This window comes from Thioalkalivibrio sp. ALE31, from assembly GCF_000377405.1.
GTDB lineage: Bacteria > Pseudomonadota > Gammaproteobacteria > Ectothiorhodospirales > Ectothiorhodospiraceae > Thioalkalivibrio.
The window spans coordinates 1-25,124 of record NZ_KB905020.1; the positions used below are offsets into that span (position 1 = coordinate 1).

General features: G+C 66.9%; 24 protein-coding genes and 1 tRNA gene. 8 read left to right on the top strand and 17 right to left on the bottom strand.

Annotated elements, in window-relative coordinates; translation table 11 throughout:
• A partial coding sequence (locus D103_RS13310) for an IS481 family transposase (RefSeq protein WP_081618355.1) occupies positions 1 to 946 on the bottom strand: 946 nt, incomplete at its 3' end.
• A gap of 416 nt (positions 947 to 1,362) precedes the next feature.
• Here D103_RS13310 and D103_RS0100010 point away from each other — a divergent pair.
• Positions 1,363 to 1,869 (top strand): hypothetical protein, encoded by a 507-nt coding sequence (locus tag D103_RS0100010; protein WP_018875334.1) that lies wholly within the window; start codon positions 1,363 to 1,365, stop codon positions 1,867 to 1,869.
• 284 nt (positions 1,870 to 2,153) lie between these two features.
• On the opposite strand, the gene D103_RS0100015 is transcribed toward D103_RS0100010, so the two are convergent.
• Both D103_RS0100015 and ppk1 read right to left on the bottom strand, forming a co-directional pair.
• Positions 2,154 to 3,365 (bottom strand): response regulator, encoded by a 1,212-nt coding sequence (locus D103_RS0100015; protein WP_018875335.1) that lies wholly within the window; start codon positions 3,363 to 3,365, stop codon positions 2,154 to 2,156.
• A 128-nt stretch (positions 3,366 to 3,493) separates the two neighbouring features.
• Positions 3,494 to 5,578, bottom strand: a complete 2,085-nt coding sequence (gene ppk1 / locus D103_RS0100020; RefSeq protein WP_018875336.1) for a polyphosphate kinase 1 — start codon at positions 5,576 to 5,578, stop codon at positions 3,494 to 3,496.
• A gap of 465 nt (positions 5,579 to 6,043) precedes the next feature.
• Here ppk1 and D103_RS0100025 point away from each other — a divergent pair, with 465 nt between their 5' ends.
• Positions 6,044 to 6,661: a hypothetical protein gene (locus tag D103_RS0100025; protein ID WP_018867352.1), complete on the top strand. Its 618-nt coding sequence runs from the start codon at positions 6,044 to 6,046 to the stop codon at positions 6,659 to 6,661.
• Positions 6,662 to 6,709: 48 nt separating this feature from the next.
• Positions 6,710 to 7,030 carry a DUF2007 domain-containing protein gene (locus D103_RS0100030; RefSeq protein ID WP_081618338.1) on the top strand — a complete coding sequence of 107 codons (321 nt, stop codon included), beginning with the start codon at positions 6,710 to 6,712 and terminating at the stop codon, positions 7,028 to 7,030.
• Position 7,031: 1 nt separating this feature from the next.
• On the opposite strand, the gene D103_RS0100035 is transcribed toward D103_RS0100030, so the two are convergent.
• A complete protein-coding gene (locus D103_RS0100035) occupies positions 7,032 to 7,751 on the bottom strand; it encodes a lytic transglycosylase domain-containing protein (protein ID WP_018875338.1) in 720 nt (239 codons plus the stop codon).
• Between the two features lie 140 nt (positions 7,752 to 7,891).
• Here D103_RS0100035 and D103_RS0100040 point away from each other — a divergent pair, with 140 nt between their 5' ends.
• The 3 genes from D103_RS0100040 to D103_RS0100050 are packed head-to-tail and all read left to right on the top strand — an operon-like array spanning position 7,892 to position 9,670.
• The gene (locus tag D103_RS0100040; protein ID WP_018875339.1) at positions 7,892 to 8,698 is read left to right on the top strand and encodes a biotin--[acetyl-CoA-carboxylase] ligase; all 807 of its coding nucleotides are present in this window, start codon (positions 7,892 to 7,894) and stop codon (positions 8,696 to 8,698) included.
• Positions 8,691 to 9,470 carry a type III pantothenate kinase gene (locus D103_RS0100045; RefSeq protein WP_018875340.1) on the top strand — a complete coding sequence of 260 codons (780 nt, stop codon included), beginning with the start codon at positions 8,691 to 8,693 and terminating at the stop codon, positions 9,468 to 9,470. The genes D103_RS0100040 and D103_RS0100045 overlap by 8 nt, the downstream gene beginning before the upstream one ends.
• Entirely contained in the window at positions 9,458 to 9,670 is a 213-nt protein-coding gene (locus D103_RS0100050) for a hypothetical protein (protein WP_018875341.1), read from the top strand. Before D103_RS0100045 ends, D103_RS0100050 begins: the two co-directional genes overlap by 13 nt.
• A 19-nt stretch (positions 9,671 to 9,689) precedes the next feature.
• Here the strand turns inward: D103_RS0100050 and D103_RS0100055 are convergent, their stop codons facing one another.
• From D103_RS0100055 to D103_RS0100110, 12 genes are all read right to left on the bottom strand, one after another.
• A complete protein-coding gene (locus tag D103_RS0100055; RefSeq protein WP_018875342.1) occupies positions 9,690 to 10,217 on the bottom strand; it encodes a DUF2062 domain-containing protein in 528 nt (175 codons plus the stop codon).
• A 13-nt stretch (positions 10,218 to 10,230) separates the two neighbouring features.
• Complete coding sequence (locus D103_RS0100060; protein WP_018875343.1) at positions 10,231 to 10,584, bottom strand: arsenate reductase; 354 nt, start codon at positions 10,582 to 10,584, stop codon at positions 10,231 to 10,233.
• Complete coding sequence (dapD, locus tag D103_RS0100065; RefSeq protein ID WP_018867360.1) at positions 10,577 to 11,398, bottom strand: 2,3,4,5-tetrahydropyridine-2,6-dicarboxylate N-succinyltransferase; 822 nt, start codon at positions 11,396 to 11,398, stop codon at positions 10,577 to 10,579. Before dapD ends, D103_RS0100060 begins: the two co-directional genes overlap by 8 nt.
• A gap of 20 nt (positions 11,399 to 11,418) precedes the next feature.
• On the bottom strand, positions 11,419 to 12,624 hold the full coding sequence (dapC, locus tag D103_RS0100070) for a succinyldiaminopimelate transaminase (RefSeq protein WP_018875344.1): 1,206 nt from the start codon (positions 12,622 to 12,624) through the stop codon (positions 11,419 to 11,421).
• Positions 12,625 to 12,708: 84 nt separating this feature from the next.
• Positions 12,709 to 13,443 carry a glycosyltransferase gene (locus tag D103_RS0100075; RefSeq protein ID WP_018875345.1) on the bottom strand — a complete coding sequence of 245 codons (735 nt, stop codon included), beginning with the start codon at positions 13,441 to 13,443 and terminating at the stop codon, positions 12,709 to 12,711.
• 22 nt (positions 13,444 to 13,465) lie between these two features.
• Positions 13,466 to 13,786, bottom strand: a complete 321-nt coding sequence (locus D103_RS0100080; RefSeq protein ID WP_018867363.1) for a rhodanese-like domain-containing protein — start codon at positions 13,784 to 13,786, stop codon at positions 13,466 to 13,468.
• 165 nt (positions 13,787 to 13,951) lie between these two features.
• Positions 13,952 to 14,278 carry a P-II family nitrogen regulator gene (locus tag D103_RS0100085; RefSeq protein WP_018867364.1) on the bottom strand — a complete coding sequence of 109 codons (327 nt, stop codon included), beginning with the start codon at positions 14,276 to 14,278 and terminating at the stop codon, positions 13,952 to 13,954.
• On the bottom strand, positions 14,275 to 17,412 hold the full coding sequence (locus D103_RS0100090) for a DUF2309 domain-containing protein (RefSeq protein ID WP_018875346.1): 3,138 nt from the start codon (positions 17,410 to 17,412) through the stop codon (positions 14,275 to 14,277). The genes D103_RS0100085 and D103_RS0100090 overlap by 4 nt, the downstream gene beginning before the upstream one ends.
• Complete coding sequence (locus D103_RS0100095; protein ID WP_018867366.1) at positions 17,409 to 18,158, bottom strand: hypothetical protein; 750 nt, start codon at positions 18,156 to 18,158, stop codon at positions 17,409 to 17,411. Before D103_RS0100095 ends, D103_RS0100090 begins: the two co-directional genes overlap by 4 nt.
• Position 18,159: 1 nt before the next feature.
• Positions 18,160 to 19,842 carry an NADH-quinone oxidoreductase subunit L gene (locus D103_RS0100100; RefSeq protein WP_018867367.1) on the bottom strand — a complete coding sequence of 561 codons (1,683 nt, stop codon included), beginning with the start codon at positions 19,840 to 19,842 and terminating at the stop codon, positions 18,160 to 18,162.
• Positions 19,843 to 20,459: 617 nt separating this feature from the next.
• Positions 20,460 to 20,536 (bottom strand) — tRNA-Arg (locus tag D103_RS0100105).
• A gap of 81 nt (positions 20,537 to 20,617) precedes the next feature.
• Positions 20,618 to 21,325, bottom strand: a complete 708-nt coding sequence (locus D103_RS0100110) for an MBL fold metallo-hydrolase (RefSeq protein WP_018875347.1) — start codon at positions 21,323 to 21,325, stop codon at positions 20,618 to 20,620.
• Between the two features lie 72 nt (positions 21,326 to 21,397).
• Between D103_RS0100110 and D103_RS0100115 the strand changes: the two genes are divergently transcribed.
• Entirely contained in the window at positions 21,398 to 22,018 is a 621-nt protein-coding gene (locus D103_RS0100115; RefSeq protein ID WP_018867369.1) for a methyltransferase domain-containing protein, read from the top strand.
• Positions 22,019 to 22,176: 158 nt separating this feature from the next.
• Positions 22,177 to 22,695, top strand: a complete 519-nt coding sequence (locus tag D103_RS0100120; RefSeq protein ID WP_018875348.1) for a DUF302 domain-containing protein — start codon at positions 22,177 to 22,179, stop codon at positions 22,693 to 22,695.
• Between the two features lie 86 nt (positions 22,696 to 22,781).
• On the opposite strand, the gene D103_RS0100125 is transcribed toward D103_RS0100120, so the two are convergent.
• Positions 22,782 to 24,737, bottom strand: coding sequence for a DEAD/DEAH box helicase (locus tag D103_RS0100125; protein ID WP_018875349.1), 1,956 nt, complete (start codon positions 24,735 to 24,737; stop codon positions 22,782 to 22,784).
• Positions 24,738 to 25,124: the final 387 nt, after the last annotated feature.

The window sequence follows — 25,124 nt, forward strand, 5'->3', positions numbered from 1 at the left end:
TGTGGAGTCTCACAAGGTTGTCCTCAGGTAGACCGAGGACGCTGATGGGTGGCTGCTTGTTCAGGCTACCGTGTGGGCGGTGCCAGTTGTAGTCGTGGATCCATCGGGGCAGATGGCGTTTGCGCTCCTCTGACGTGGCGTAGGTGAAGGCGTAGGCCCACTCGCGCAGGGCGGTCTGGATAAAGCGCTCGGCCTTGCCATTGGTTCGCGGCGTGTAGGGCCGGGTGCGGCGATGGCGGATGCCCAGTCGGCGGCAGGCCTGGCTGAACGCCCGGGCGTGGTAGCAGGGTCCGTTGTCGGTCAGGACCCGTCGGATGGTGATCCCCAGGGTGGCGTAGTAGCGCACGGCCGCCTCCAGGTGCGCGATCGCATCCTGGGCCCGCTCGGCGGGATGGATCTCGCTGTAGGCGATGCGCGAGCGGTCGTCGATGGCCACATGCACGTACTCGTAGCCCGCTCCGATGGAGTCCTTGGCGCGGACGCCGGTCACGCGGTGGCCCGGGTGACGGAAGCGCGCCAGCTTCTTGATGTCGAGGTGGAGCAGATCGCCGGGGTGTTCGTGTTCGTAGCGCCGGGGTGGCTCGGCCGGCTCCAGTGCGCTCAGGCGGTTCAGGCCCTCGCGCCGCAGGATGCGGCTGACGCTGGCCCTCGAGATCCTTGTGAAGGTCGCGATGCGATCCATGGTCCAGCGCTGGCGCCGCAAGGCGACCACCTGCCGTTGGATCCGTCGGGGGGTTCGCCGCGGCTGGCTCCGCGGCCGGGACGAACGGTCCACAAGTCCGGAACGGCCGGCCTCCTGGAACCGCTGGACCCAGCGCTGCACGGTCTTCGGATCCACGTCAAAGGCGCGGGCCGCTGCACGAAGGCTCAGGCCGTGATCCACGACCAGGCGAGCCATCCGCTCTCGACCGCGGGGACCCATTAAGGCATTTTGATGAAGGTTCACGGGGCGTCCTCCTTGGGAATGGCTCAGTCCGCAAACTCAGCATCCTTCGGAGTCGTCCCGTGGACAACCTATTGAGAGATCACATCTAGGGCAACACTGATTAATGTGCACGCTCGCGCTCGAGTCGCTTTTGCGTGCGAACAAGGCGCGGTGACTGCCGTGCAGTCATTCTGCACAAGGGAGCCGCAACGCCGTTCCCGCGCAAAAGCGGCCGAGCCCCTTCGGGGTTGGCACCCCAGGTTCCCCGATCCTGCGTTGCGCCACTTGCGGGTAGAACCACTACCCGCTGCGCGACGCGCCTTGTCTCGGAGAACCTGGGATGCCAACGCGAGCGTGCACATTAATCAGTGTTGCCCTAGGTGCTGTCGGTGCCGTTGTGGATCGGCATCTGGTGGTCGGCTACGGGGTTCCGGTTGATGCGGCACAACCGGTTGCTGGCACTGCCCTTCCTGCTCAGTCTGGTGTATGTGGTCGGAAACGCCCTGCTGGTGGCCATGTTCGGCGGGCTCAGCGAAGCCACCTACGAGGAGGGTCGGTACGTGTTCATCACCGACCGGGCCATGATCGCGGTTCAGGCGACGGCGAGTGTGCTGATCGTGGCCACCATTGTGTACGGCCTGAGCATACGGCGGGTACCGGTGCACTTCATCCGTTTCATGGTGTATGCATTCGTGGCGTTGCTGGGGGTGATGGCGCCGATCCTGTGGATTCCGGCGCAGGAGGCGGAGTTCTTCTTTGTGCTCCGCCATGTGCAGTCGATCGGACTGAACTTCGGGCTGTTCCTCTGCGTGGTCGGGATCGTGGTGCTGTTGCAGGACCTGCTGCGTCATGGCGACGCCGAGGTCACCCTGCTGGGCGGACTGCATGATGTGCCGCGCTCCGAGCGTCAAAGTGAAGCGGATACAAAAAACCGCGGGAGCTGAGGCGCTTACCGGGTGTGTTGTGAACGGGTAGGGAACCCAGCGACCCTCTGCATCGGGAACAAGAGGATTGGGTTCAGGAGCGCCTCGGTTCCGGGAGGGTGCCGCACGCGTGTGCGGCCCGATGGTGTGCGGCGCATGTGCCCCTGTATTCACTCACGTTTGGGGCTTGTACTCCAGGTTCCCCGACCCTGCATTGCGCCCCGAGGGTTTATAGAACGGGGGTGGAGGCGCTAACGGCTGTGTGACCCCTGCCTCGGGGGCTCGGGGTACCCACGCGAGCGTGTTCACCCATCAGCATTTCTCTGGAGCGAGACCTGCTGAGCGGGTATGTCGCCTGTTGTGTCCTGGTCCGACAGACCAAGGCGCCCCAGTAGCTTCTGGCATTCGGCGGAGTCCGCCGCCCCATTGGTCAGCAAGAAGGCGGTGCGCATGATGGGGAGATGAATGTGGCCGCTGCCCAGACCGAAGCCGTGGGCGGCCCCAATCATCTGCTTTAACGGGAGAGAAAGGCGCAGACGCGACTTCAGCGCTACGGCCATTCGAGCGGGCCAGTCCCCCGCAAGCGCCGTATCCAGGGCGGCTGGGTCGAGGGTGCAGCCCTGAAGGACGCAGCGCTGTGCCGTGGCGATGACCGCGAGCTCGCCCAGGCGATGCATCAGTCCGGCGGTAAAGCAAAGGCTGGCGTCCGCCCGCAGGCTGCGACCCAGGGCCGCGGCCTGGTGGGCCATGCGCTCGCTCTGTTCCTGGTAATGCCGGGCGCGGGTCTGGAGGTTGGGGTCCTGAAGTGTGGTGGTGAGATCGAGGGCCATGGCCATTGCCAGATTCAGGGCGGTGGGGATGCCCAGAACCTGCAGGGCGTCGCGTAGCGAGGTATTGGGGGTGTCGGTGCGCCTCAGAGCACTGCCGTTGGATGCATCGATCAGGCGCGTGACCAGGGATGGAATGTCCTGCCAGGCCTTCTCCAGTTCGGACAGCGAGAGTGTGTCGGCCCGCGCCCTCAATTCCCGCAGTGCGTCAAGATCGATCGGTGTAGGCAGTCTCAGCTCACCGGATTCGGCCTGTTGCAGGGCGTTTTCCAGGGCGGGCGCCTCCGGCTCGCCCTCGGCTTCTTCGCGGGACTCGGCGGTAGTCGCTCTCGTAGCCAGTATCGCTTGCAGACGGTCATGCACCAGTTCCGCCTCGAAGGGCTTGGAGATAAAACCCCGGACGCCGTAGCGAGCGGCGCGCTGGACGCTTTTACGGTCCGGGTCTGCGGTGATGATGACGATGGGCGTGACGCGGCCATCGATGGCCGCCCGTCGCAGGAAGTCCAGCCCGTTCCCGTCGGGCAGCGACAGGTCCGACAGCACGAGGTCGTGGTGTGTCTCGCGCCACCGTCGCAGGGCCTCGGTAATGGAGCGCGCGTGGAAGATGTCGGAATCGGGATAAAGGCCGCGAACGAGCGTCTTCAGGAGATCCGCCATGAGATCTTCGTCTTCCAGTATCAGGATCTTCATAGGGGGTCCGGATGCTCGCGCCCACAGGGAGGTTGTGACCTTCAGGTTCGGTTGTCCGAAGGATGGGGTCAAGCGGGGACCGGCGAAGTCCCACGACCGGGTGCCCCGCGCCGGCCATGGGTGTCGCGTCAGCCGGCGGTAGACCCCGCCAGCCGGGCCGCCAGGACCTCCTGTGCGGAGTAGGGGGCCTGGTCGTCGGCGGGCCGAATGCGGGTGTAGCTGCCGTCCGGTTGCAGGGACCAGGCGGTGGCGGTGTCGCGCAGGTAGTTGAACAGGGATTCCTCGGCCACGCGGTCGCGCAGCTCCGGGTCGCGCACCGGGAAAGCCACCTCGACGCGGCGGAAGAAGTTGCGCGGCATCCAGTCGGCGCTGGAAAGGAACACATCGGGGTTGCCGGCGTTCTCGAAGTAGAACACCCGCGAGTGTTCGAGGAAGCGGCCCAGTACCGAGCGCACCTCGATGGTTTCCGATATGCCGGGGACCCCGGGGCGCAGGCTGCAGATGCCGCGCACGATCAGCTGGATGGGCACACCGGCCTGCGAGGCCTGGTACAGGGCCTGGATGATGGTGGCCTCGTTCAGGGAGTTCATGCGCGCGACGATGCGCGCCGGTTTGCCGGCCCGGTGGTTCTCGATCTCGCGCTCGATCTTCTCCTGCATCGCGTCGTGCAGGCGGAAGGGGGCCTGGATGAGCTGGCGCAGCCGGGTCACCTTGCCGAGCCCGGTCAGCTGGAGAAACACACGGTGGACGTCCTCGGTCAGCACGGGGTCGGCCGTCAGCAGGCCGAAATCGGTGTAGGCCTTGGCAGTGCCGGAGTGATAGTTGCCGGTGCCGAGGTGGGCGTAGCGGGTAATCTGGTCGCCATCCCGGCGCACCACCAGGGCAAGCTTGGCGTGGGTCTTGTAGCCGACCACGCCGTAGGTCACATGCACCCCGGCATCCTGCATGCGGTTGGCCAGCTCGATGTTGTCGGCCTCGTCGAAGCGCGCCCGCAGCTCGATCACGACAGTGACCTCCTTGCCGGCCTGCGCCGCCTCGATCAGGGTCTCGACCAGGGGCGAGCGGGTGCCCGTGCGGTACAGGGTCTGCTTGATGGCCAGTACCCGCGGGTCGGCCGCGGCCTGGCGCAGGAAATCCACCACCGGCATGAACGACTGGTACGGATGATGCAGCAATAGCTCCTGCTCGCGGATGCAGGCGAAGATGCCGCTGCCGCTGGCGTCCACGCGAGGCAGGGCCGGGACCAGGGGCGGGAACTTGAGGTCCGGGCGGTCGACCAGTTCGTGCACCGCCATCAGCCGGTTCAGGTTCACGAGGCCGGTGACCTGATACAGGTCGTCGGGGTCCAGATGGAACTGCTGCAGGAGGAAATCGGCGACCTCCTGCGGGCAGTTGTCCGCGACCTCCAGCCGCACGCCGGCGCCGTAGTTGCGCTGGGGCAGTTCGCCCTCCAGGGCGTTCAGGAGGTCGTCGATCTCCTCTTCCTGCACGAACAGGTCGGAGTTGCGGGTCAGCCGGAACTGGTAGCAGCCGGTCACCTTCATCCCGCGGAACAGCTCGTCAACATGGGCGTGCAGGATGGACGACAGCAGGACGAAATCGTTGTCGCCGCTGGCGACCTCCCTCGGGAGGCGCACCAGACGCGGGAGAGAACGCGGTGCCTGTACCACGGCGCGGCCGGACTCGCGGCCGAAGGCGTCCTTGCCCTTGAGCGTGACGATGAAGTTCAGGCTCTTGTTCAGGATGCGCGGAAAGGGATGCGCCGGGTCCAGGCCGATCGGGGTCAGGACCGGCTGCAGCTGTTCGCGGAAATACTGCAGCACCCATTCCTGCTGCGCGGAGCTCCAGTGGGTGCGACGCACGAAGTGGATGCCCTCGGCCGCCAGTGCCGGGATCAGTTCATCGTTCAGGGTGCGGTACTGCTCCTCGACCAGGTCGTGCGCGCGCGGGGCGATCTGGCGAAGCTGCTCGGCGGCGGAAAGGCCGTCCGGACCGGGGGCCTGCACGTTCAGCTCGACCTGCTGGCGCAGCGAGCCCAAGCGGACCTCGAAGAACTCGTCCAGGTTGGTGGAGGAGATACTCAGATAGCGCAGGCGTTCGAGTAGCGGGAAGGCGGGGTCCTGGGCGATCGCGAGCACCCGACGGTTGAATTCCAGCAGGGACAGCTCGCGATTGAGGAACAGATCGGTCTGGGTCACGTCGGCATCCGGCATGCACGACTCGCGGCAGAAGTGGACCCGCGAGTCTAGGGGAACACTGGTTAATCTACACGTTCGCGCTCGAGTCGATTTTGCGTGCGAACAAGGCGCGGTGACTGCCGTGCAGTCATTCTGCACAAGGGAACCGCAACGCCGTGCGCGCGCAAAATCGGCCGAGCCCCTGCGTTCAATAGTTTGTGGGGTTGGTGCCCCATGTTCCCCGATGCAGCGTTGCGGCGCTTACCGGTAGCCCCACTACCGGCTGCGCACCGCGCCTTGTCTCGGGAAACATGGGGCACCAACGCGAATGTGTAGATTAACCAGTGTTCCCCTCCGACATTATGTCAGTTCCGTGAATGGGGGGCAGGCGTGGCCGAAGCCCCCGGGCTGCGTGCCTGAACTGCGGCGGGTGGGCACAGGCGACTATAATCCGGGCCTTGATCATGCAGCGCGAGTGGCGCTGCCGTAAGGAGAACTCCCTTGGCCGAATTTACCCTGACACTGCATGCGCGCGACGAATCGCAGCCCGAGCTGCGCAAGGTCTCGCTGGCCGTCGAGGGCGAGCTGCCCGAATACGGCCAGGTCTGGGTGTGGGATATCGTCTACGCCCAGCAGTTGTTCGCCCTGGGCGAGGTGCAGGCGGCCCAGGACCTCAAGGAGACCATGGAACTCTGGGCGGTCAACATGTCCAGCAAGGTGTTCCAGCCGCATGGGCATATCCTGTCCAAGGGGTACCTGGACCTGTCGGAGAACCTGCAGCTGGTGAACGGAGATTCCGTGCCGGCCGCGGCCGACGGGGATCGCCAGGTGGTCGTATCGGTCGACGGCCAGGCCGGGCAGCTCCCGGATGTCCGGGTGTCCCCGGAGAGCCTGACGGCCGACGAGCGCCAGGATCTGGTGCTGGGGCTGGGCCAGTACTTCAACTTCGAAAACCCGATGTTCGCGCGCGAGCTGCCGATTCATGTCCTGGCCATGCGCAAGTACCACGCGGACATCAACCTGCCGCACACCCGTACCGCGCTCGAGGAAGCCCCGTTCTTCGCAATCCAGAAGGCGATGGAATACTTCCAGGCGGCCAATCAGGGCACTGTGCAGTAGGGGTAGGCCCGCTGCGTCGGATTTGCCGCGCGTGCTACGGTCGCGGCCATGAGGACTGTCTATTCCGCCGCCGACCCCGTGATGGCCGGGTTCATCGAGGACCTGCTGAAAGAGGCCGGCATCCCGGCGTACGTGAACCAGGCCGGGCTCATGGGCGCGGCGGGGGAGGTCCCGCCAACCGAGACCTGGGCGCGCATCATGGTGGTGCACGAGGAGCAGGCCGAGGAGGCGCGAGCCCTGATCCTGGAGTACCTGGAGGGCGAGCCGGAACACGACGGCCGGGACTGGAAGTGCCCGCGCTGCGGCGAGGTGATCGAGCCGCAGTTCACCCAGTGCTGGAACTGCGGGCGCGACAAGCCCAAAGACTGATTCAGTTCGGTCGTCCGTTGCCGGTGTACTGCGAGCGGATGCGCTGGATGTAGGTCTGTGTCTCGCGGAATGGCGGGACGCCGCCGTGGCGCTCCACCGCGCCGGGGCCGGCGTTGTAGGCGGCCAGGGCGAGATCCAGATTCCCCTCGAAGCGCTCGAGCATCGCGGCCAGATAGCGTGTGCCGCCGTTGATGTTCTGGGCCGGATCGAAACGGTCGGTGACCCCGAGATCGGCCGCGGTCGCGGGCATCAGCTGCATCAGGCCGTGGGCGCCCACCCGCGAGACCGCCTGCGGATCGAAGCAGGATTCCACGTGAATGACCGACTGGACCAGCGCAGGGTCGAGGCCCTTGCGGGTGGCGGCCGTACGAATCAGGTCCGCGAACTCGCCACCGCCGGTGGCCAGCGCCTGGCGGGCGCGCTCGCCGCAGCGGGCGCGCGCGGTGGGGCGGCCGTAGGTGGCGACCAGTTCCATGCCGCTGTCCTGGCGATGCTGGTTGGTGACCAGGCGTTCACCGCCCGGGCCCTCGAACACGAAGATCTGGCTGGGAGACCAGTCGCCGCCCGTGGACGGGGTCCCCGTGCCCGTGCTCGCGGGCGAGCGGATAGTTTCGTACGGGATACCCTGGGGCCGTTCGTCGGTCAGGACGCGGGCACCGGAGGCATCGCGGTAGCTGTACAGCTCGGCCGCGCTGGTTCCGCCCGCGACCAGCCCTGCCACCAGTACCAGCAGTAGCAGCGCCGTCCGGGCGGAATGCTTACCATGGTGCCTGGCTTTGCTCTGCGTATCCCTGGTATCCAACCCTGTCCCCTGGCCGAGTACCGATCCCGATGACCGAGACTTCGTTCACAGTCTGCATTATGGCGCCGGAAAGTGCATGGCTGAAAGAGCGCGTCGATGGCCTGCTGGCGGGCAGCGACGTCGCCGCACCTTGGGTCGAGGTCCTGGAATCGGTCGATTCGACCAACCGCTATCTCCTGGAGGCGGCTGCCACGGACGATGAGCGACCGCTTGTCTGCGTGGCACGCAGCCAGACCGCGGGTCGCGGCCGGCGGGGTCGGGCCTGGCAGTCGCGGCCCGGCGCCAGCCTCGCCCTGTCGCTGGCGTGGCCCATCGCGCGGGGACCGGTGCCGCCCGCCTATCCGGTGGGTGCGGGGATCGGGGTAATCCAGGCCCTGGAGGGGCTGGGTCTGGAGTCCGTGCGGCTCAAGTGGCCCAATGACCTGATGATCCAGGGCGCCAAGCTCGGCGGAATCCTGATGGAGCAGCGGGCACCCCGTCGGGAGCGGCCGGGCCGGCTGGTGGCCGGGATCGGGATTAATCGCGAGGCCGCGGATACACTGGAACTGGACCGCGCGGTTACCGATCTCGCCAGTCATTGTCCGGGCGGCGCACCGGACGGCCTGGAACTGGCCGCGCGGGTGGTCGACCGGCTTTGCCGCCTGCATCCCGTCCTGGTGCGCGAGGGCGTGGCCTCGCTGGAGTCCGAGCTGGAGCGGCTCGATCTGTTGCGCGGGCAGGCCATCGAGCTTCTGGACGATGGAGCGCAGGCCCGGGCGCTGGGGATCGACCCGGCCAGCGGCTGTCTGGTGGCGGCATTCGCGGACGGATCGGTGCGTCATCTGCACTCGGGCGAGGTTTCGGTACGGAGTCTTGAACATGTCTGACATCGCGCTGGTGGATATCGGCAGTAGCCGGGTGAAATGGCAGGTGCGCAGTCGGGATGGCGATGTGCTGGGCTCCGGCGCGGCCCCGGAGCCCGCGGGCTGCGCCCGCGCCCTCGCATCCATGGCGCAGGACTCGACCATCGACGCCGTATGGGTCTCGCGGGTGGCGGGTGATCGCGGGGCGGCGTTCGCCGAGGAATTGGACAGCGCCGGGCTGGCGGCCTCGGTCCACGCGGTCCGGGTCGCGGCTGCCGGGCCGAACGGCCTGCGGACCGACTACGCAGCCGGCCAGCTGGGGGTGGATCGGTACTGCGCGCTGGTCGCGGCGCGGGCCGTTGGCGACATGCCGGTCATCCTGGTGGATGCCGGAACCGCGGTCACCGTCGACGTGTTGCAGGCGGACGGGTGTCATGCAGGCGGCTACATACTGCCGGGGCGCCAGCTCGGCTGGGAGGCGCTGCAGCCCCGTCTGGCCGATCGTATCGCGCCGCGCGAGGCGACGCAGTGGCCCGAGGACCTCGACCCGTCGCCCGGGCTGAACAGTGCGGATGCGCTGGAGCGTGGCTGGGGCCTGGGGCTGGCCGGGGCGCTGGACGGGCTGATCGCGCGCTCCCGCGACGTGCTGGGCGAGGAGGCCCCCTGCTGGCTGACCGGCGGGGATGCCTACTGGCTGGCGCCGCTGTTGCGCGAGGAATCGCGGATCATCCCCAACCTGGTGCTGGACGGGCTGTGGGCACTGTCGCGCGAGGAGGATGGCGGATGCGCTGGCTGATCCTGGCGGTCGCGCTGCTGAACCTGGGGTACTTCGTGTGGGTGTGGCACGACGGCCGGCTGGATCCGGACCCCTACGCCGACGTACCGCCCCTGGAGCGCGACCGGGGCACGGTGGAGTTGCTGGATGTCCGGCTGGAATGGCCGGAACCCAGTGGCGCGCCGGCAGGGGAAGGGGGCGTGGAGGACGCGGCTGATTGATGCGGCCGATTGATGCGGCTCAGGGGCCGCGGCGCCGAGACCGCTCGGCACGTCTCCGGTCCCGGTGGCGCTGCCAGGCGGCGGACAGTTGATGGGAGATCCAGTAGCCGGCCATGGCGGTGGGGGTGGCGGTCAGCAGGCTGCCCAGTAGCGTGAAGGTAATCTCGTCGCCGATCCCCTGCAGGTACCAGGCGTCCGGGTCGTGGGTGAGCAGGGGCATGTAGCGAAAGACTGCCTCGCCCAGCGAGTGGTAGCCCCAGTACAGGGGGGCCGTGGTCAGGGGGTTGCTGACGAACGAGGCCACGAAGGCCGTCGGGAAATTCCCGGCCAGCGCGATGCAGAGGACGATCATCAGCACGGTCTGAAAGCCCACCGTCGGGGTCAGACCGATGAAGAGCCCGATGGCGACCCCGCGGGCCATCGCCTCCGGGCCGCTCTTCATGCTCCCGGCGGCATGCAGGCCGGTGTGCAGGCGGGGATGACGGGCCAGCCAGTGGTGGGCGCGCCAGCGCAACGCCCGCCAGCGAATACCGGCCCGCCTCAGCATGCCGCCGAGGGCCTCAGGCAGCCCCCCAGCGGACCGCGATGTCGGGGGTCCAGCCAACCGTGATCGCGTCCCCCTGTTCGATCACCGGCCGCTTGATCAGGGCTGGGTGTTCGAGCATCAGGGCGATCGCGCGTTCGCGGTCCAGCCCGTCGCGCTGTTCGGCGGGAAGCTGGCGCCAGGTCGTGCCGCGCCGGTTGACCAGGGCCTCCCAGCCAAGCGCCTCGACCCAGTTGCGCAGCCGGGCCTCCTCCAGCCCGTCCTTGCGAACGTCGACGAAGCGAACATCCACGCCGGCCGCATCCAGCGCCCGGCGGGCCTTGCGGACGGTATCGCAGTTGGCGATCCCGAAGAGCGCGATCTCAGACATCGCGCAGCAGGGCGTTCAGACCCACCTTGGCCTTGGTCTTCTCGTCCACGCGCTTCACGATCACCGCGCAGTACAGCGAGTACTTGCCGTCCTTGGAGGGCAGGGTGCCGGAGACCACCACGGAGCCGGCCGGTACGCGGCCATAGAGGATCTCGTCGTTCTCGCGATCGTAGATCCGGGTGGACTGGCCGAGATACACGCCCATGGAGATGACCGCGCCTTCCTCGACGATCACGCCCTCGACCACCTCGGAGCGGGCACCGATGAAGCAGTTGTCTTCGATGATGGTCGGGGCCGCCTGCAGCGGCTCCAGCACGCCGCCGATCCCGACGCCGCCGGAGAGATGCACATTCTTGCCGATCTGGGCGCAGGAGCCGACCGTGGCCCAGGTGTCGACCATCGTGCCCTCATCCACATAGGCACCGATGTTCACGTAGGACGGCATCAGCACCGTGTTGGGGGCGATGAAGCTCCCGCGGCGCGCGGTGGCCGGCGGCACGACGCGCACACCGGCCTCGCGGAAGTCACGGCTGGAGGTGTCGGCGTACTTGGAGGGCACCTTGTCGTAGTAGTTGGTGAAGCCGCCCTTGATGAACTCGTTCTCCGAGATGCGGAACGACAGCAGCACGGCCTTCTTCAGCCATTCGTTCACCACCCATTCGCCGCCCTTCTTCTCGGCGACCCGGGCACGGCCGGTGTCCAGCATCTCCAGCGCCTCGTTCACCGCATCGCGGACGTTGGTCTCCACGTTGCGCGGGTTGATCTCGGCGCGGCGTTCAAAGGCGGTTTCGATGGTGCTCTGGATATCGGACATCAGGTTTTCCTTGCAAGGTATTAATAGGTAATGGATTCATACAGGCCGGTGATGCGCTCGGCGGCCTCGACACAGGCGGCCGGCTCGGCGACCAGGGCCATGCGGACGTGCCCGGCACCGGGGTTGTGCCCGGAGGTCGGGTCGCTGCGCGAGAGGTAGCGCCCGGGCAGCACCGTCACCCCGGCCTCGGCGTACAGGCGGCGGGCAAAGGCCTCGTCGTCGCCATCGGGAACCCGTGGCCAGAGGTAAAAGCCGGCGGCCGGTGTGGTGACGTCGAGTATGGCCTGCAGCCGCGGGACGACCGCCGCGAACTTCTCCGCGTACAGGGCCCGATTGTGCGCGACATGGGCCTCGTCTGCCCAGGCCACGCGACTGACGGCCTGGGTGGGCGGCGGCAGTGTGCAGCCGTGGTAGGTGCGGTACAGCGCGAAGCGGTCCAGCAGCTCGGCATCGCCCGCTACGAACCCGGATCGCAGCCCCGGGAGGTTGGAGCGCTTGGACAGGCTGTGGAACACGATGCAGCGCTCGAACCCGGTATTGCCCATGCGCGCCGCGGCACCCAGCAGGCCGGCGGGTGGGGTGGCCTCCGGGTGATAGATCTCGGAGTAGCACTCGTCGGCCGCAATCACGAAGTCATGGCGTTCGGCCAGACGGATCAGGTCCTGCATCGCCGCCTCGGACATGCAGGCGCCGGCCGGGTTGCCCGGGTTGCAGATGTAGACGAGCTGCACCGCATCCCAGGTGGCGACGTCGATCGTGGAGAAGTCGGGTAGATAGCCGTTCTCCGGCGCCAGGTCGTAGAAGGCCGGTTCTGCCCCGGCCAGCAGGGCCGCACCCTCGTAGATCTGGTAGAAGGGATTCGGCATCAGCACGCGCGCCCCGGGCTTCTCCGCGACGACGGCCTGGGCGATCGCGAACAGGGCCTCGCGGGTACCGCTGACCGGCAGCACCTGGCGCTCGGGCTTCACGGTATCCAAGTCGAACCGGCGTTGCAGCCAGGCGGCGATCGTCTCGCGCAGGGCCGGTTCGCCGCGCGTGGTGGGGTAGTGGTTGTAACCCTGTACGGCGTCGCGCAGGGCGGGTTCGACGAAACCCGGAAGCGCATGGCGTGGTTCGCCGATCGACAGCGCGATGGGCTCCAGCCCTTCCGGCTGGCGCAGGTCCGCGAACAGGGCCCGCAGGCGTTCGAACGGGTAAGGCTGGAGCCGGTCGAGGCGGGGATTCATGGCGTCCGGGGGTTCCTCTGCAGGGCGCGAACCGAAAGACCGCGCAGTATACCGAACCCGACGGGGCGACGGCACCGCGATCGTTCAGTCGCGACTGCCCGGACGGGTATACCAGAACCAGCTGAGGCGGCGGGAGCGCAGGCTCCAGGGGAACAGCAGGACCTGCAACACGACCAGGAGGTGGCGCGCGGGGTTGAACCAGTCCGCCTTGCGCCCGGAGGTCAGGACCGGCGTGTCCAGGATTTCCACGCGCTGGCCGTGTGCCCGGCCCCAGCGGCGCAGGGCGCGGGACAGGAACACCTCTTCCCCGGCGTACACGCGCTCGCTGAACGCGCCCACCGCCGTGAACGCCTCGCGGGTGGAGAAGACGTAGCAGCCCGCGGCCAGCCCCAGGCGCGCGGAGAGCGTATTCCATGTACGCGCGCCCCAGCGGTAGATGCGGTGATTCAGGTGGTCGAACGCCACCCGGGCACCGCCGCCGCAGACGCGGCCGCTGTCCAGTGCTTTCAGGGTAGCCTGCAGCAGGGCGCCATCCGGCCAGGTGTCGGCGTCCACGAACAGCAGGTAGTCCCCGCTGGCGGCCTCCGCGCCGGCATTGCGGGCGCGGCTGATCCTGCGTTCCGGCTCGAAGACGACGCGACAGCCGGCGCGCTGCGCGATCTGCGGGGTCGCGTCCGTGGAGGCGTTGTCCACCACGATGATCTCGCTGGGGCGATCAAGGCCCGACAGGGCCTCCTGGACGGCCGTCAGGGTTCGTGGCAGCCACTCGGCCTCGTTCCAGGCCGGGATGATGACCGACAGGGTGGGTGCGCGTCTCACGCAGCGGCCAGGGGAGCTCTGATCAATAGGTCGCCATGTGGGGATCGACCTCGCGTGCCCAGGCATCAATGCCGCCGGACAGGTTGATCACGTTGTTGAACCCGACCCGCTGCAGAAAGCCGCAGACTTGCTGGCTGCGGACGCCGTGGTGACAGATCACCACGATCTCGTCCTCCGGATTCAGGTCCTGATACGCCGTCGGGATCTGGCCCATCGGGAGCAGTTGCGAGCCCTCGATGTGGCAGTGCCGGAATTCCCAGGGCTCGCGCACATCCAGCAGCTTCGGCGGGCTCTTTGCCTGCGAGAGATAGTCGTGCAATTCCCGGGGGGACATCTGGCGCATGGTGGTGAACCGTGACTGGGGAGTGACTCAGGCTGGCCTCGGGAGTGGCGCATTGCAAGAGGCGGGATGCACGCCAGGGATTGGCATGTTGCCTGTGAACCGGCCAAGCCCGGCTGTCGAATAGCAGGTGTTCCCGGGAGCGCCGCAGCCGCCCGGGGGTGGATTTCAGCCCTTGAATTTCACCAGACGACTGACCTGGATGTCGGAGATGAAGATCACGCCACTGTGCTGGTTGAAGAAGGGGGTGAAGCCCTCGAGGATCGGCTCGACCAGTTCCTCGGGTACGGCGGCGATGATCATGATCAGCACGTCGTCCTCGTTGAACATCAGATGGCCTTCGTGGAAGCCCTGGCTGCCCTTTCCCGAGAGGTTGCCCATGATGGTGTAGCCCTTGACGCCGGCCCGGTCGAGCAGATCGGTGGCAAAGGCCTGGTGTTCGCCCTCGAGAATGATCTCCAGCTTCTTGAGGGGATTCAGGTTCACGTCGTTCATGCGCGGGTCTCCTCCGCAGCCGTTGGATCGGTTTGCCCATGAGCGGCCCCGGGCAGCGGCTCTTCCAGCCACTGGCCGTCCGCGAAGCGATGGATCCGGTGGGTCTCGGGGTCGAGGATCACTACCAGGATCCATCCGTTGGTGACCAGGCTCCGGACCTTGGCGACGCCGTCGATCGCCGCCTGGGCGTGTTCAAAGGGCGCCTCGATGACCGCCAACAGGCGGATCGGGTCATGGTAGGGCCGGCCGTCGCGCAGTACGGTCTGGGCGGGGAGGCCGGTTCGCAGGTCACTGAGGTTGCCGGTGATGACACCGAGGCGGCACGCCACGTTGTGGTAGACCTTGCTGCCGCTGCCATAGTGTTCGTTGTCGACCGTGGAGAAGTAGTGCTCCATGTTGATCCACTGGGCGACCACCAGCGGGCCGGTCAGGATATTCGCGAGCAGACGCCCGCGCGGGTCGAGGCGATAGTCGTAGGAGTGCAGGAAGGTACGGCCCTCGAGGTCGCTGCCCTCGGTCAGGTGGCGGCGCCCGATGATGAAGCCCGCGTTGCGCGCCAGGCCCCATTCGGGCCGCACCTGGGCCCAGTCCACCGTGTTGCGCTGGGCCATCCGCGCGGCCTGGATGGGCTCGAGTTCCGGCCCGCCCTCCGGCGGCAGGGTCTGCAGCCGCTCCGCGGCGGTGCGGCGCCGCGCTGCCTGCAACCCGTTGCGCAGGCGCTCGAGGTAGACGAGATGACTGGCCGGGAGCAGATCCAGGTCGTGCAACTCGATCGCGTCGCTGGTCGTGTTGTGGAATGCCGGCAGGAACCAGGCATCGTCCGGGATGTGGATGCCCTCGCGCCGCAGGCGCCGGCGAACCTCCGGCTTGTTGCCCATATGCGCCAGGACGCGGGCACTGACGAGGCCGTGACTCCCGCCGCAGGCACCGCAGTCGAGGGCGGACTCGTAGGGATTGTTGTGCGACTGGCTGCCGTGCCCGGTCAGGATGATGAAGCGGGAGAACTGTTCAGTGAGCCCGATGGAGCGCAGCGCCTGGGCGACGAAGTAGGTCTGCTCGTCGAGGGAGAAGCCGATGCGCCCGAGGCGTTCGAGCTGCATCTGCGCATACGAGCGATTGATGCGGTAGCGCTGTTGCAGGGTCTGGATAAAATCCGCCTCGGCGCGTTTGCCAAGGGCGAACGCCTGCGCGAAGTGGGTCTGCCCCGTGTGGCGCCCCAGGGCCGCCTCGCGCAGTTCGCGGATGATCGCATCGGTGATCGATTCGCGCTCGATGCCGAACTCCTTGTGAATCGCCTCCACGATGATGACCCGCTGCAGCGCGCGAACGACCGAGTCCGCCTGTTCTCGGGTGAGCTTGTCGACCAGCAAACGGGTGGACGGCTTGTCCGATTCGATGCGGTGGCGCCAGCGATTGTAGAGCCGCGGCGCGAGGGTCTTGCCGACCATGTCGAAACCGAAGAGCAGGCCAATGGCCTCGACCGTGAAGTAGGGCGACAGGACCGAATGCTTCAGGTCGTGCAGCAGGTGTTCCGCCGAGGAATACAGATCCGTCTCCAGTTTCTCGGCGCCGGTCGTCACCTCGAGGACCAGGTTCTTCGGGGTCAGCAGTACGGGACACAGGTGATCCTCGCTGCCCTTGCCCAGCGCGATGAAGCTGACCGGGACACCGAAGAATCCGGCGATCCCGTAGGTCTGGTAGTCGCCAAGCGTCTCGAGCTGGCGGCGAATGCGTTCCGAGCGCACATCGATACAAAACAGCATCTGCGCAAAGGGGCGCTTTTCGCGGGGTGGCGCGGGAGTCGGGTGAAGGCGTGACAGCAGCGCGCGGCGGTAGGTTGTCTCCATGGCCTCCAGCCAGATCATGCCCTCGCGCCGTTCGAATGCCTCCAGTTCCGTCAGCACCTCGGCCAGGCATCCCGGCGAGAGCTCGCGGAAGGCATTCGGTGTGCCGGCGCGCTGTGCCAGTTCTTCGAGGGCGCGTGACTGGGTCCCGGCTTCAGCCTGGCGCTTTTCGGGGATGTAAGCCCCGATGAGCCGGGCGATTTCGGCCGGCCGACCGCGCGCCACTGCGTCCTCGACGGACTCGGCCCGAGTGGGCAGCACGGCGCCGGTGAACAGTTCGTGGCGCAGGAAGGATTCCGCCGGGCGCTCGGTAATCCGGGCCTCGAGTTCGAACCGGTTGCGTGGCATCCGACGGCGCCGCACGTGTTCGCGGACCAGGGACAGTGCCAGCACCAGGCGAATCGCCAGGAAGTCGACCAGGTCCGCTGGATATTCGCGGGCCCAGTGATAGCGAGGCGCCCGTTCGCGCCAGCGGATAAAGCCGGCCCAGCCGTGCAGATGGGTGAGTTCGCGCACGATCAGCCCGGGCCAGGACGACTCGGGGATGCCGAGTTCGTCGAGGACGAAGGCGATGATGCCCTCCGGGGTGTCGCTCTGATCCAGGATTTTCTTGATGTGCAGGCCGCGCAGGAACAGCCGCAGGTTGCGCTGTGCAAGCTGGCTCCAGGCGGCGAACAGGCCCTGTTCGCGCCCGGGCATGGGCCAGGCCGACTGGCCTTCGTCGAAGAAGTCGAGGCAGGTCTTGATCAGGAGCTCGTCCAGGGTCTCGCCGATGCGGGTGTCGTAGAGGTGGTCCAGCGCCTCGTAGAGTGGCCGCTCCGGCGGGAATGCCCGTCGCAGGATGTCCTCGATGCGTTCCACATCCACGCCGTCCCCCGCGGATGGAACACCGCCGGCGAGGATGGCCGCCACGTCCTCCGCCGCGGCCAGCACGCACGGTCGACGGGCCGGTTCGCGACAGCGCGTGAGCAGGGTATGGATCAGCGCGTGGCCACCGGTGGCCTGCAGGGCTGGATAGCCACCAAGCGCCCGGTCGATCGCTGTGTCCAGCGCATCCGGGTCGATGCGGCCATCGGCGAGCAGCCACTGGTAGTCGGCGCGGGCCAGGAAGCCGCGCCCGTGGAACAGGGCCCGGCCACGCTCGATCGCCTCGGGGAAGGGGTGGTCCTCCAGCCCGTGCAACGGGTTGTGGTGGATGAAGGTGCGCATGGGCCAGAAGTTGGGGATCGGCTCGGCGGCCATGTGCACCATGGAGCGGATCTTCAGCTGGCGGCCGAGGGAAAGGGTCACAGCGCACCTCCGGTCCAGATGAGCCCGGCGCCTGTCAGGGCCACGACGAGACCGGCGAAGCCCCATGCGCGGGGGGCCGTCAGATCGGCAGCCACGGGTCCGCTGCGCGGACCGAATACCGTGCCCTGCAGCAGACGGGCCCCCGCCCAGCTCCATAGCAGCCAGATCAGCAGGATGCCAATGGCGAAGCCGACGGGCGCACTGCCCAGCAGGGTCAGCAGGGCGAAGAAGCCGGGGAACAAGGGCAGGGCCATTGCCGCGAGCGTTGCCACCACAATGATCCCCGAGAGGCGCGGCAGATCGCGTGCCAGACCGCCGTGGAGCCCCGTGTAGGCGGCTCCCAGGCGTCCGACGAGGACTTCGCGCACCACCAGCATCAGGACAGGGGCGGTGGTCAGTGCCAGCGTCACGGCGACGAGATCAACCGGCGCGGGTGTTTGCAGGGCGTAGAGCCAGACCAGGGGCCAGGCGGATACGGCCAGCATGGCGTTCCAGCGCCCGACCTCGCGCACGGTCAGCATCCGGAAGGCGTAGAACAGCGCACTCATCACGGCCCAGGTCGCGAGAATCGGACCTGGCTCCAGTTCGCCCCAGAGGATCAGAACGACCCCGATCTGGGGCCAGAAGACGACGAGTGCGAGCCGTACCGGCAGAGGCTGGGTGCTGACGGCGAGCCGCGTGAACAGCATCGTGGCCGGGAAGAGCGGCAGGAAGAACGCGGCGAGTATCAATAGAAACACCGACATGTCAGCGCCACCTCAGCCAGATATTGAGGCGTCTGGACAGGGCCAGCAGCCGGTCCGTGACACGTTCGTGGACGTCGGCTACATAAAGCTCGCGCGACAGAAGCGAGTACAGCATCAGCCGTGCGCCGGCCGGCAGCTTGTCCATCGGGCGCTGGCGCGTCCGGCTCAGGTAGGCCCCGATCCAGCCGAGGACGAACACCACGGCCAGCAGGACGACCAGGACATCGAAGGTGAGCTTGTCGATACCCGCCGACGAGTAGAGTGCGTCACGGAATGCGGCATCCGGGTAGAGGAAGGCCTCGAAGCTGTGGCCCACGAGCACGTAGCCGATCACGATCACGGCGAAGGACAGGATGATCAGGGCCATCATGCGCAGCGGATTCTCGGTATCGAGCCGCTGGGCGGTGAAGAGCACCTGGACCCCGGTGATCCAGCCGAAGAACAGCAGCACGATCGCGCCCTGTTGCTGGAAGAAGCGCTCCGCAACCCAGGCATGTGCGCCGACCAGGATCACCAGAGGCACGATCAGCGTGACCGCCCCGATGATGAACCAGGGCACGCGTGCGGGGGCTGATTTGCGCTCCACGAGGAAGTCGTAGAGGGGCTCATTGGGAACCCCGTCATGGCGACGCGCGGCCCCGATCACGTTGCCGGCTCCGAGGAACAGGGTGCCCTTGAACAGGCCGTGGGCGATCAGATGAAAGATCGACAGCGCGAAGGCGCCGGCACCGGTTTCCATCACCATGAAGCCCATCTGCCCCATGGTGGAGTAGCCCAGCGACTTCTTGATGTCGTTCTGCGAAAGCATCATCAGCGAGCCGATCACGGCGGTCAGCAGGCCCACGATGAAGAGCAGATGGAGGACCTCGCTACTGTGGACGAACACCGGGGCGAAGCGGTTGATGATGATGCCGCCGGCGTTGACGATCCCCGCATGCATCAGGGCCGACACGGGCGTGGGCCCCTCCATGGTGTAGGGCAGCCAGGTGTGCAGCGGGAACTGGGCCGACTTCGCGAAGGCGGCCAGCGCTACCAGGAAGGCCACCGTCCCGGTGACGGGCAGCCCCATGACGGTGCGGGCATCGGGGCTTTCGGCGATACGGTCGAAGAGGGTGGGGAGGTCGAGTACGCCGTAGGCCTGGAACAGGATCACGGTGGCCAGCACCAGCGGCAGGTCCCCCAGACGGTAGGTGATGAACGTCCAGAAGGCGTAGCGCTGCGCGCGCGGCGGTTCGGTGTTGTGCGTAAGCAGGAAGTAGAGGACTACCCCGATCAGGTGCCAGCCGATCAGGAGGGTGATCAGGTCGCCGGCCATCACCATCAGGAGGATGGATCCGGTCATCAGGTCCAGCAGCATGAAGAAGCGGGCGTACCCGGGCTCCTCGAACATGTAGCGGATCGAGTAGACGTGCACCACCAGGCTGATCCCGGCCACGACCAGCGCCATGATGGCGCTGAGCGGGTCCAGCTGCAGGCTGCCCCAGCCGTTGGCCAGGCCCATCCACTGCGGCCCGGTGTCGCCGGTGATGTAGAGCGCCAGCTGGAACGCGGCGATCCCTACGACGATGACGTTGATCCCCACGCTCAGGTGCGCGACCCGGTGGCCCAGCCGGCCCGCAAGGAGGTGCACCAGCAGTGCTGCCAGAAAGGGCAGCAGGGCGATCAGCCACTGCAGTTCCATCATCGTCCCACCCCGCTCTTTCGGGTAACGCCCCGCGTGTTGCGGGTCGTCCACCTCCGATCGCGTCCTGCCCGAGGCCTGCACGGCGCCCAGCTTGGGAAAACGCCGGGAGCACTACCGAGGCGTCATCGAAACCCGGTTGCTACGCTAAAAGTACGGGTCGGGGGCATGATTGCGCAAACGGCGCATTCCCGGGAGCTGGCCCGTGGAAAATATAGAAGGAGATGCGTTGCGCCGCACCTGAGGGCTGGCTGTAGGGGCACGATCGAAGGCGTTCCTACGAACACAAGGAACGGAATGACTCGCGAAGCCAGGTACTAATCGGGCACGAGGAGCCCAATTGGCGTAATTCGGGTTTGTCACAGGAGTGGCACGAGCCCTGAGCCAGAACGAAAAAGGGACCAGCGACTGTAAGTCAGGGATCCCTTTCTCCGAAATGTGGCGCGCCCGAAAGGATGGCGGCGACGCGGTACGTGTTGACCTCCCGGCTGCCGGCTGTGGGCTGACACGTTCCTCGCTGCGCTCGGGATCGAACCGTATTGTTGAACGGAAGTTCGAATCCTTTGTGCTGGCCCAAACGAAAAAAGGCACCCGGCTGTGGGTGCCTTTTCTCTGGAATATGGCGCGCCCGGAAGGATTCGAACCTCCGACCACCTGGTTCGTAGCCAGGTACTCTATCCAGCTGAGCTACGGGCGCATCGTCTGAAGGCGCGCATTATCGCGATTGGTCCCGGGGGATGCAAGCCATCGGGACGGATTCTTTGTTTTTCGGCCCGTCTCAGCTCCGGGGGATGGGGTGGTAGGGCGTGCTGCGTACGCGGTCGTGCTCGACCATGCGGTAGTGGACGAAGTCGTCCTTGTCGTGGAAGTGCAGGAAGGGGTTGCCGGCGTCCTGTTCTTCCAGTGTGGATTCGGCTTTGTCGGCGTAGTTGTGGCCCGGGTGGATGCAGGTATGCGCCGGCAGGCCTTCACGCAGCCCGTTCAGGGTATGGAACATCTGTTCCGGGTCGCCGCCGGCCAGGTCGCAGCGACCGCAGCCGAAGACGAACAGGGTGTCCCCGGTGATGAGGTCGTCGCCCGCGGGCATGTGAAAGCAGGCAGAGCCGGGCGTGTGGCCGGGCGTATGCAGGAAGCGGATCTCGGTATCGCCCAGGCGCATCGCATCGCCGCCGTGGTGCAGCTCCGGGCGTTCCAGTTGCTTGCCCCAGAATTCGGCCTCCGGCTTGAGCAGGTGCAGCCGGGCATTCGGGTATTGCTCCAGGATGGCCTCGACGCCGTTGATGTGATCGTGATGGCTGTGAGTCAGCAGGATGTCGGAGATCTCGACGTCGTTCTCCCGTGCCTGACGGATGATCGCCTCGGGCTCCCAGGCGGGGTCGACCACGGCGCCGCGGTGACTGGCGCGATCCTCGATCAGGTAGACGAAGTTCTCCATGGGGCCGAGTTCCTGGCGGTGGATGCGGTAGGGCAGTTGGTTCCGGTCCATCGGGATCTCCGTGAGTCGTTGGCGCTTTGGTATGGTCTATCGGGTTCCTATCCTGTGCCGAGAAGGAGTCCGATGCCAAATTCCGAAAGTTCCCCTGCCGATTCCGCTTCCGTCGATGCGGAGGCGGACTGGGAGGCCCGCTATCAGGCGGGCTCGACCCGCTGGGATCGCGGTGGGCCCAGCCCCTCGCTGGAGCAATGGTTGCAACGCACCGCCCTGAAGCCGGGGGCCCGTATCGTGGTGCCCGGCTGCGGGTTTGGCCACGAAGTCCCGACCCTGGCGGCACGGGGCTTTCGCGTGATTGGACTGGACGTGGCGCCAACGCCCGTCGAACAGCTGCGGAGCGATCTGGACCATGCCGGCCTGGAAGCCGATGTGGTTCAGGCCGATATGCTGTCCTGGCGGCCGGAGGCACCGGTAGACGGGGTTTACGAGCAAACCTCCCTGTGTGCCCTGCCGCCCGCTCAGTGGCCGGCCTATGAACGCCAGCTGCACGCCTGGTTGCGCCCGGGCGGTGAGCTGTTTGCGTGTTTCATGCAGACCGGCCGGGAGGGTGGGCCGCCCTTCCATTGCGCGCTGCCGGCCATGCGGGAACTGTTTCCGGCGGATCGCTGGGACTGGCGTGACGAGGCGGGTCGCACCGATCACACCAACGGCAAGTACGAGCTTCTGCACCGCCTGATCCGGCGTTAGTGCAGGGGGGCAGATTGCTTTGATCGCGGGGTATCTCCCGTCGTCCAGTGCGGGAGAGCGGGTGAAGCGCGCCAGCATGATCTAGATTTCGGTAAGGAAGGATTCACATGCCGCCCCGGCCGGCGAACCCTTCCGTCCACCCGAATCAGGAGAGCGCGATGAAAGTCTGGATGCTGGTGTTGCTGTTGATGCTGCTGCCGTTGCCTCTGGCTGCGTCGGATTCCACCGATGTGGAGGAGCTGGATCGCGAGACCCTGCAGCAGATGGTTCGACACAGCGTGGAGCTGGTGCGCATCGAGGATGGCGTAAGCATTGATGACGCTATCGAGTCGATGAAGCTGCGGGCCAACCTGCGCAATTTCCAGGAGGTCGCGGATCTGCCGCTGTCCGAGCAGGTGCGGGCGATGGGGGGCGAGGGCAACTACATGCGCATCCTGGCCTTCTGTGATGCGCTGATTGCCAATCAGATGGTGCAGCACGACATCATCTTCGCCAGCTTTCTGCCTTGCCGGATCGCCGTGGTGGAGGACGACGAGGGGCAGGGCTGGATCGTGACCACCAACATGGACATGATGCTGCACGCGACGGACCTGCCCGAGGACCTCGAGGCGACCGCGCGCGAGGTCCGCGACACGATCTACAGCATTGTCGAGGCGGGCCGTACCGGCGATTTCTGACGCTGTAAACGAAAAAGCCCGCGACACCCAGAGGTGTCGCGGGCTTCTGGCCTGAGCCAGCCGTCGTCTTCGCGGGTTGGGGCGGGTTAGCCGTTCGCGACCTTGCGCTTGATCATCAGCGTGCCGTCCGCGCGTGGACCGGAGGCCTTCGGGGACCCCGTGCCCTTGCCGGCGGGGCGTTTGCCCGGCGCCGCATAGGCCGGGCGCTTGCGGTTGGCCGGGGCCGGGCCGCGCTTGGCGGGTGCCGGCTTGCCCATGGGCCGCGACTTCCGGGCCGCCGGCTCGGACCGCTCATTGCGGGATTTGCCGGGCTTGCGCGCGGGGGCGGGCCGTGCGTCGTCCTGGTGGGCCGACTGGCCGGGGCGGGGCGCCTGGCGGGTCAGCTCCAGCTTGCGATTCGCGACGTGGATGTTGCCCAGGCGGCGAATGGCAGCCTCGTCCAGCGAGGCCGGTAGATCGACATGGCTGTGGTCGTCGCGCAGCCCGATGCGGCCGATGTCGCGGCCGTTCAGCCCGCCCTCATTGGCGAGTGCGCCGACGATGGCGCCCGGTGCCACACCGTTGTTGCGGCCCACGGGCATGTAGTAGCGCACCATATCCGCTTCCGGCTCGCGATCCTTGCCGCGTGAGGGGCGCTCGCCCCGGGGCTTCGCGTCGCGACGACTGTTGCCGCGGTCGGCATGGGGCGCGCGGGCGGCGGCCAGCAGCGGGTCGGTACCCTGACGGGCGTTGGCATCCAGCGGGCTGTCGGCGGTGGCAAGGGCGACCAGGGCCAGGGCCAGGTCGCGTTCGGATACCGTGCCGTCGGCCAGCAGGCGCTCGACCAGGGCGTCGTGCGCGCTGGCCTGTTCACTGCCCAGCAGGGCCTGGACTTGTTCCGCGAAACGCGCCTCGCGACGGGCCTGGACGGCCTGGCGATCGGGAAGCGGCTGCTCGCGGACCGGCTTGCCGGTCAGGCGTTCGATGTCCTTGAGCATGCGGCGCTTGCGCGGCTCCAGGAACAGGATCGCGCGGCCCTTGCGCCCGGCACGGCCGGTACGGCCAATGCGGTGCACATAGACCTCGGCATCGCCGGGGGCATCGAAGTTGAAGACGTGGCTGATGCGCGGCACATCGATGCCGCGGGCGGCGACATCGGTCGCAACGATCACGTCCAGGCGGCCGTCGCGCAGGTCGCTGACGACGCGCTCCCGTTCGCCCTGTTCCATGTCGCCGTTCAGGGCCGAGGCCTTGATGCCGGCGAGGCCGAGGGCGTCGGCGATCTCCACCGTGGAGGCCTTGGTGCGGGCGAAGACCACCGCGCCATCCAGGTCTTCTTCGGTTTCCATCAGCCGGGTCAGGGCCTCCAGCTTGTGGCGGGCGTCGACCAGGCAGTAGCTCTGGTCGATATCGGTGCCGGCCTCGTTGCCGGCACCAATCTTGATCTCTTCCGGCTCGCGCATCTGGCGATGCGCGATACGACGAATCGGGCCCGGCATGGTGGCCGAGAACAGGGTCGTCTGACGCGCTTCCGGGGTCTGCTCCAGGATCCACTCGATCTCTTCGACAAAGCCCATGCGCAGCATCTCGTCGGCCTCGTCCAGCACCACGACCCGCAGGGCCTCCAGGCTCAGCGTGCCCCGCTTGATGTGGTCCACCACGCGGCCAGGGGTGCCGACCACGATCTGCGGGCCCTTGCGCAGGGCGCGCAGCTGCTCGCCCATCGGCTGACCGCCGTAGACGGGCAGCACGTCGATGCCATCGAACCCGGCGGCGAATTCGGTCAGTGCGCCCGCGACCTGATTGGCCAGTTCGCGGGTCGGGGCCAGCACCAGTGCCTGGGGCACGCGCTCGCCGGCATCGATCAGGTCGATCAGCGGCAGGCCGAAGGCGCCGGTCTTGCCGGTGCCGGTCTGGGCTTCGCCCAGGACGTCGCGGCCTTCCAGCAATGCAGGGATACAGGCGGCCTGAACCGGGGTCGGGGTGGTGAAGCCCATATTCGACAGGGCACGAACCAGCGACTCGGAAAGCCCGAGCTGGGAGAAGGAGGGGGAATCGGACATTGGGGGTACTCACACAGGCCGGAAACAAAGGCCCGGCGAAAATCGGATGGCAACTGCCAACCCGGCATCATACACGAATCGGAGCCCTAACAAGCGAAAACTTCGGGGTTTTTTGTGCCAGACCAGCGAAGAATTAGAGGCATTCAATATAAATATTCGGTAATAACCTTGTTGTAAAACCGGAGTTTTTCTCTATCTTCGCCCGCTGTTTGGCCAATAGTTCCTGAACAAATACAGGAACGCCAGACGTAGACGCAGAAGGGGGCGGGGAGGTTCCCGTGCCATGTCGGTTCGGTAGCCGCCACACCGAGGTTGGTACATGCGGCCCGGTGACTGCCTTTCGTGATCGGCGGGAGTCGCGACGTCACGGGAACGCGATCACGGAAG

Excerpts from the sequence above, each read along its gene's own strand:
- D103_RS0100010 (WP_018875334.1), top strand. The coding sequence starts at position 1,363 with ATGCGGCACAACCGGTTGCTGGCACTGCCCTTCCTGCTCAGTCTGGTG.
- D103_RS0100015 (WP_018875335.1), bottom strand. The coding sequence starts at position 3,365 with ATGAAGATCCTGATACTGGAAGACGAAGATCTCATGGCGGATCTCCTG.
- ppk1 (WP_018875336.1), bottom strand. The coding sequence starts at position 5,578 with ATGCCGGATGCCGACGTGACCCAGACCGATCTGTTCCTCAATCGCGAG.
- D103_RS0100030 (WP_081618338.1), top strand. The coding sequence starts at position 6,710 with ATGAGGACTGTCTATTCCGCCGCCGACCCCGTGATGGCCGGGTTCATC.
- D103_RS0100040 (WP_018875339.1), top strand. The coding sequence starts at position 7,892 with ATGGCGCCGGAAAGTGCATGGCTGAAAGAGCGCGTCGATGGCCTGCTG.
- D103_RS0100045 (WP_018875340.1), top strand. The coding sequence starts at position 8,691 with ATGTCTGACATCGCGCTGGTGGATATCGGCAGTAGCCGGGTGAAATGG.
- D103_RS0100050 (WP_018875341.1), top strand. The coding sequence starts at position 9,458 with ATGCGCTGGCTGATCCTGGCGGTCGCGCTGCTGAACCTGGGGTACTTC.
- D103_RS0100055 (WP_018875342.1), bottom strand. The coding sequence starts at position 10,217 with ATGCTGAGGCGGGCCGGTATTCGCTGGCGGGCGTTGCGCTGGCGCGCC.
- D103_RS0100060 (WP_018875343.1), bottom strand. The coding sequence starts at position 10,584 with ATGTCTGAGATCGCGCTCTTCGGGATCGCCAACTGCGATACCGTCCGC.
- dapD (WP_018867360.1), bottom strand. The coding sequence starts at position 11,398 with ATGTCCGATATCCAGAGCACCATCGAAACCGCCTTTGAACGCCGCGCC.
- dapC (WP_018875344.1), bottom strand. The coding sequence starts at position 12,624 with ATGAATCCCCGCCTCGACCGGCTCCAGCCTTACCCGTTCGAACGCCTG.
- D103_RS0100080 (WP_018867363.1), bottom strand. The coding sequence starts at position 13,786 with ATGCGCCAGATGTCCCCCCGGGAATTGCACGACTATCTCTCGCAGGCA.
- D103_RS0100085 (WP_018867364.1), bottom strand. The coding sequence starts at position 14,278 with ATGAACGACGTGAACCTGAATCCCCTCAAGAAGCTGGAGATCATTCTC.
- D103_RS0100095 (WP_018867366.1), bottom strand. The coding sequence starts at position 18,158 with ATGTCGGTGTTTCTATTGATACTCGCCGCGTTCTTCCTGCCGCTCTTC.
- D103_RS0100100 (WP_018867367.1), bottom strand. The coding sequence starts at position 19,842 with ATGATGGAACTGCAGTGGCTGATCGCCCTGCTGCCCTTTCTGGCAGCA.
- D103_RS0100110 (WP_018875347.1), bottom strand. The coding sequence starts at position 21,325 with ATGGACCGGAACCAACTGCCCTACCGCATCCACCGCCAGGAACTCGGC.
- D103_RS0100115 (WP_018867369.1), top strand. The coding sequence starts at position 21,398 with ATGCCAAATTCCGAAAGTTCCCCTGCCGATTCCGCTTCCGTCGATGCG.
- D103_RS0100120 (WP_018875348.1), top strand. The coding sequence starts at position 22,177 with ATGAAAGTCTGGATGCTGGTGTTGCTGTTGATGCTGCTGCCGTTGCCT.
- D103_RS0100125 (WP_018875349.1), bottom strand. The coding sequence starts at position 24,737 with ATGTCCGATTCCCCCTCCTTCTCCCAGCTCGGGCTTTCCGAGTCGCTG.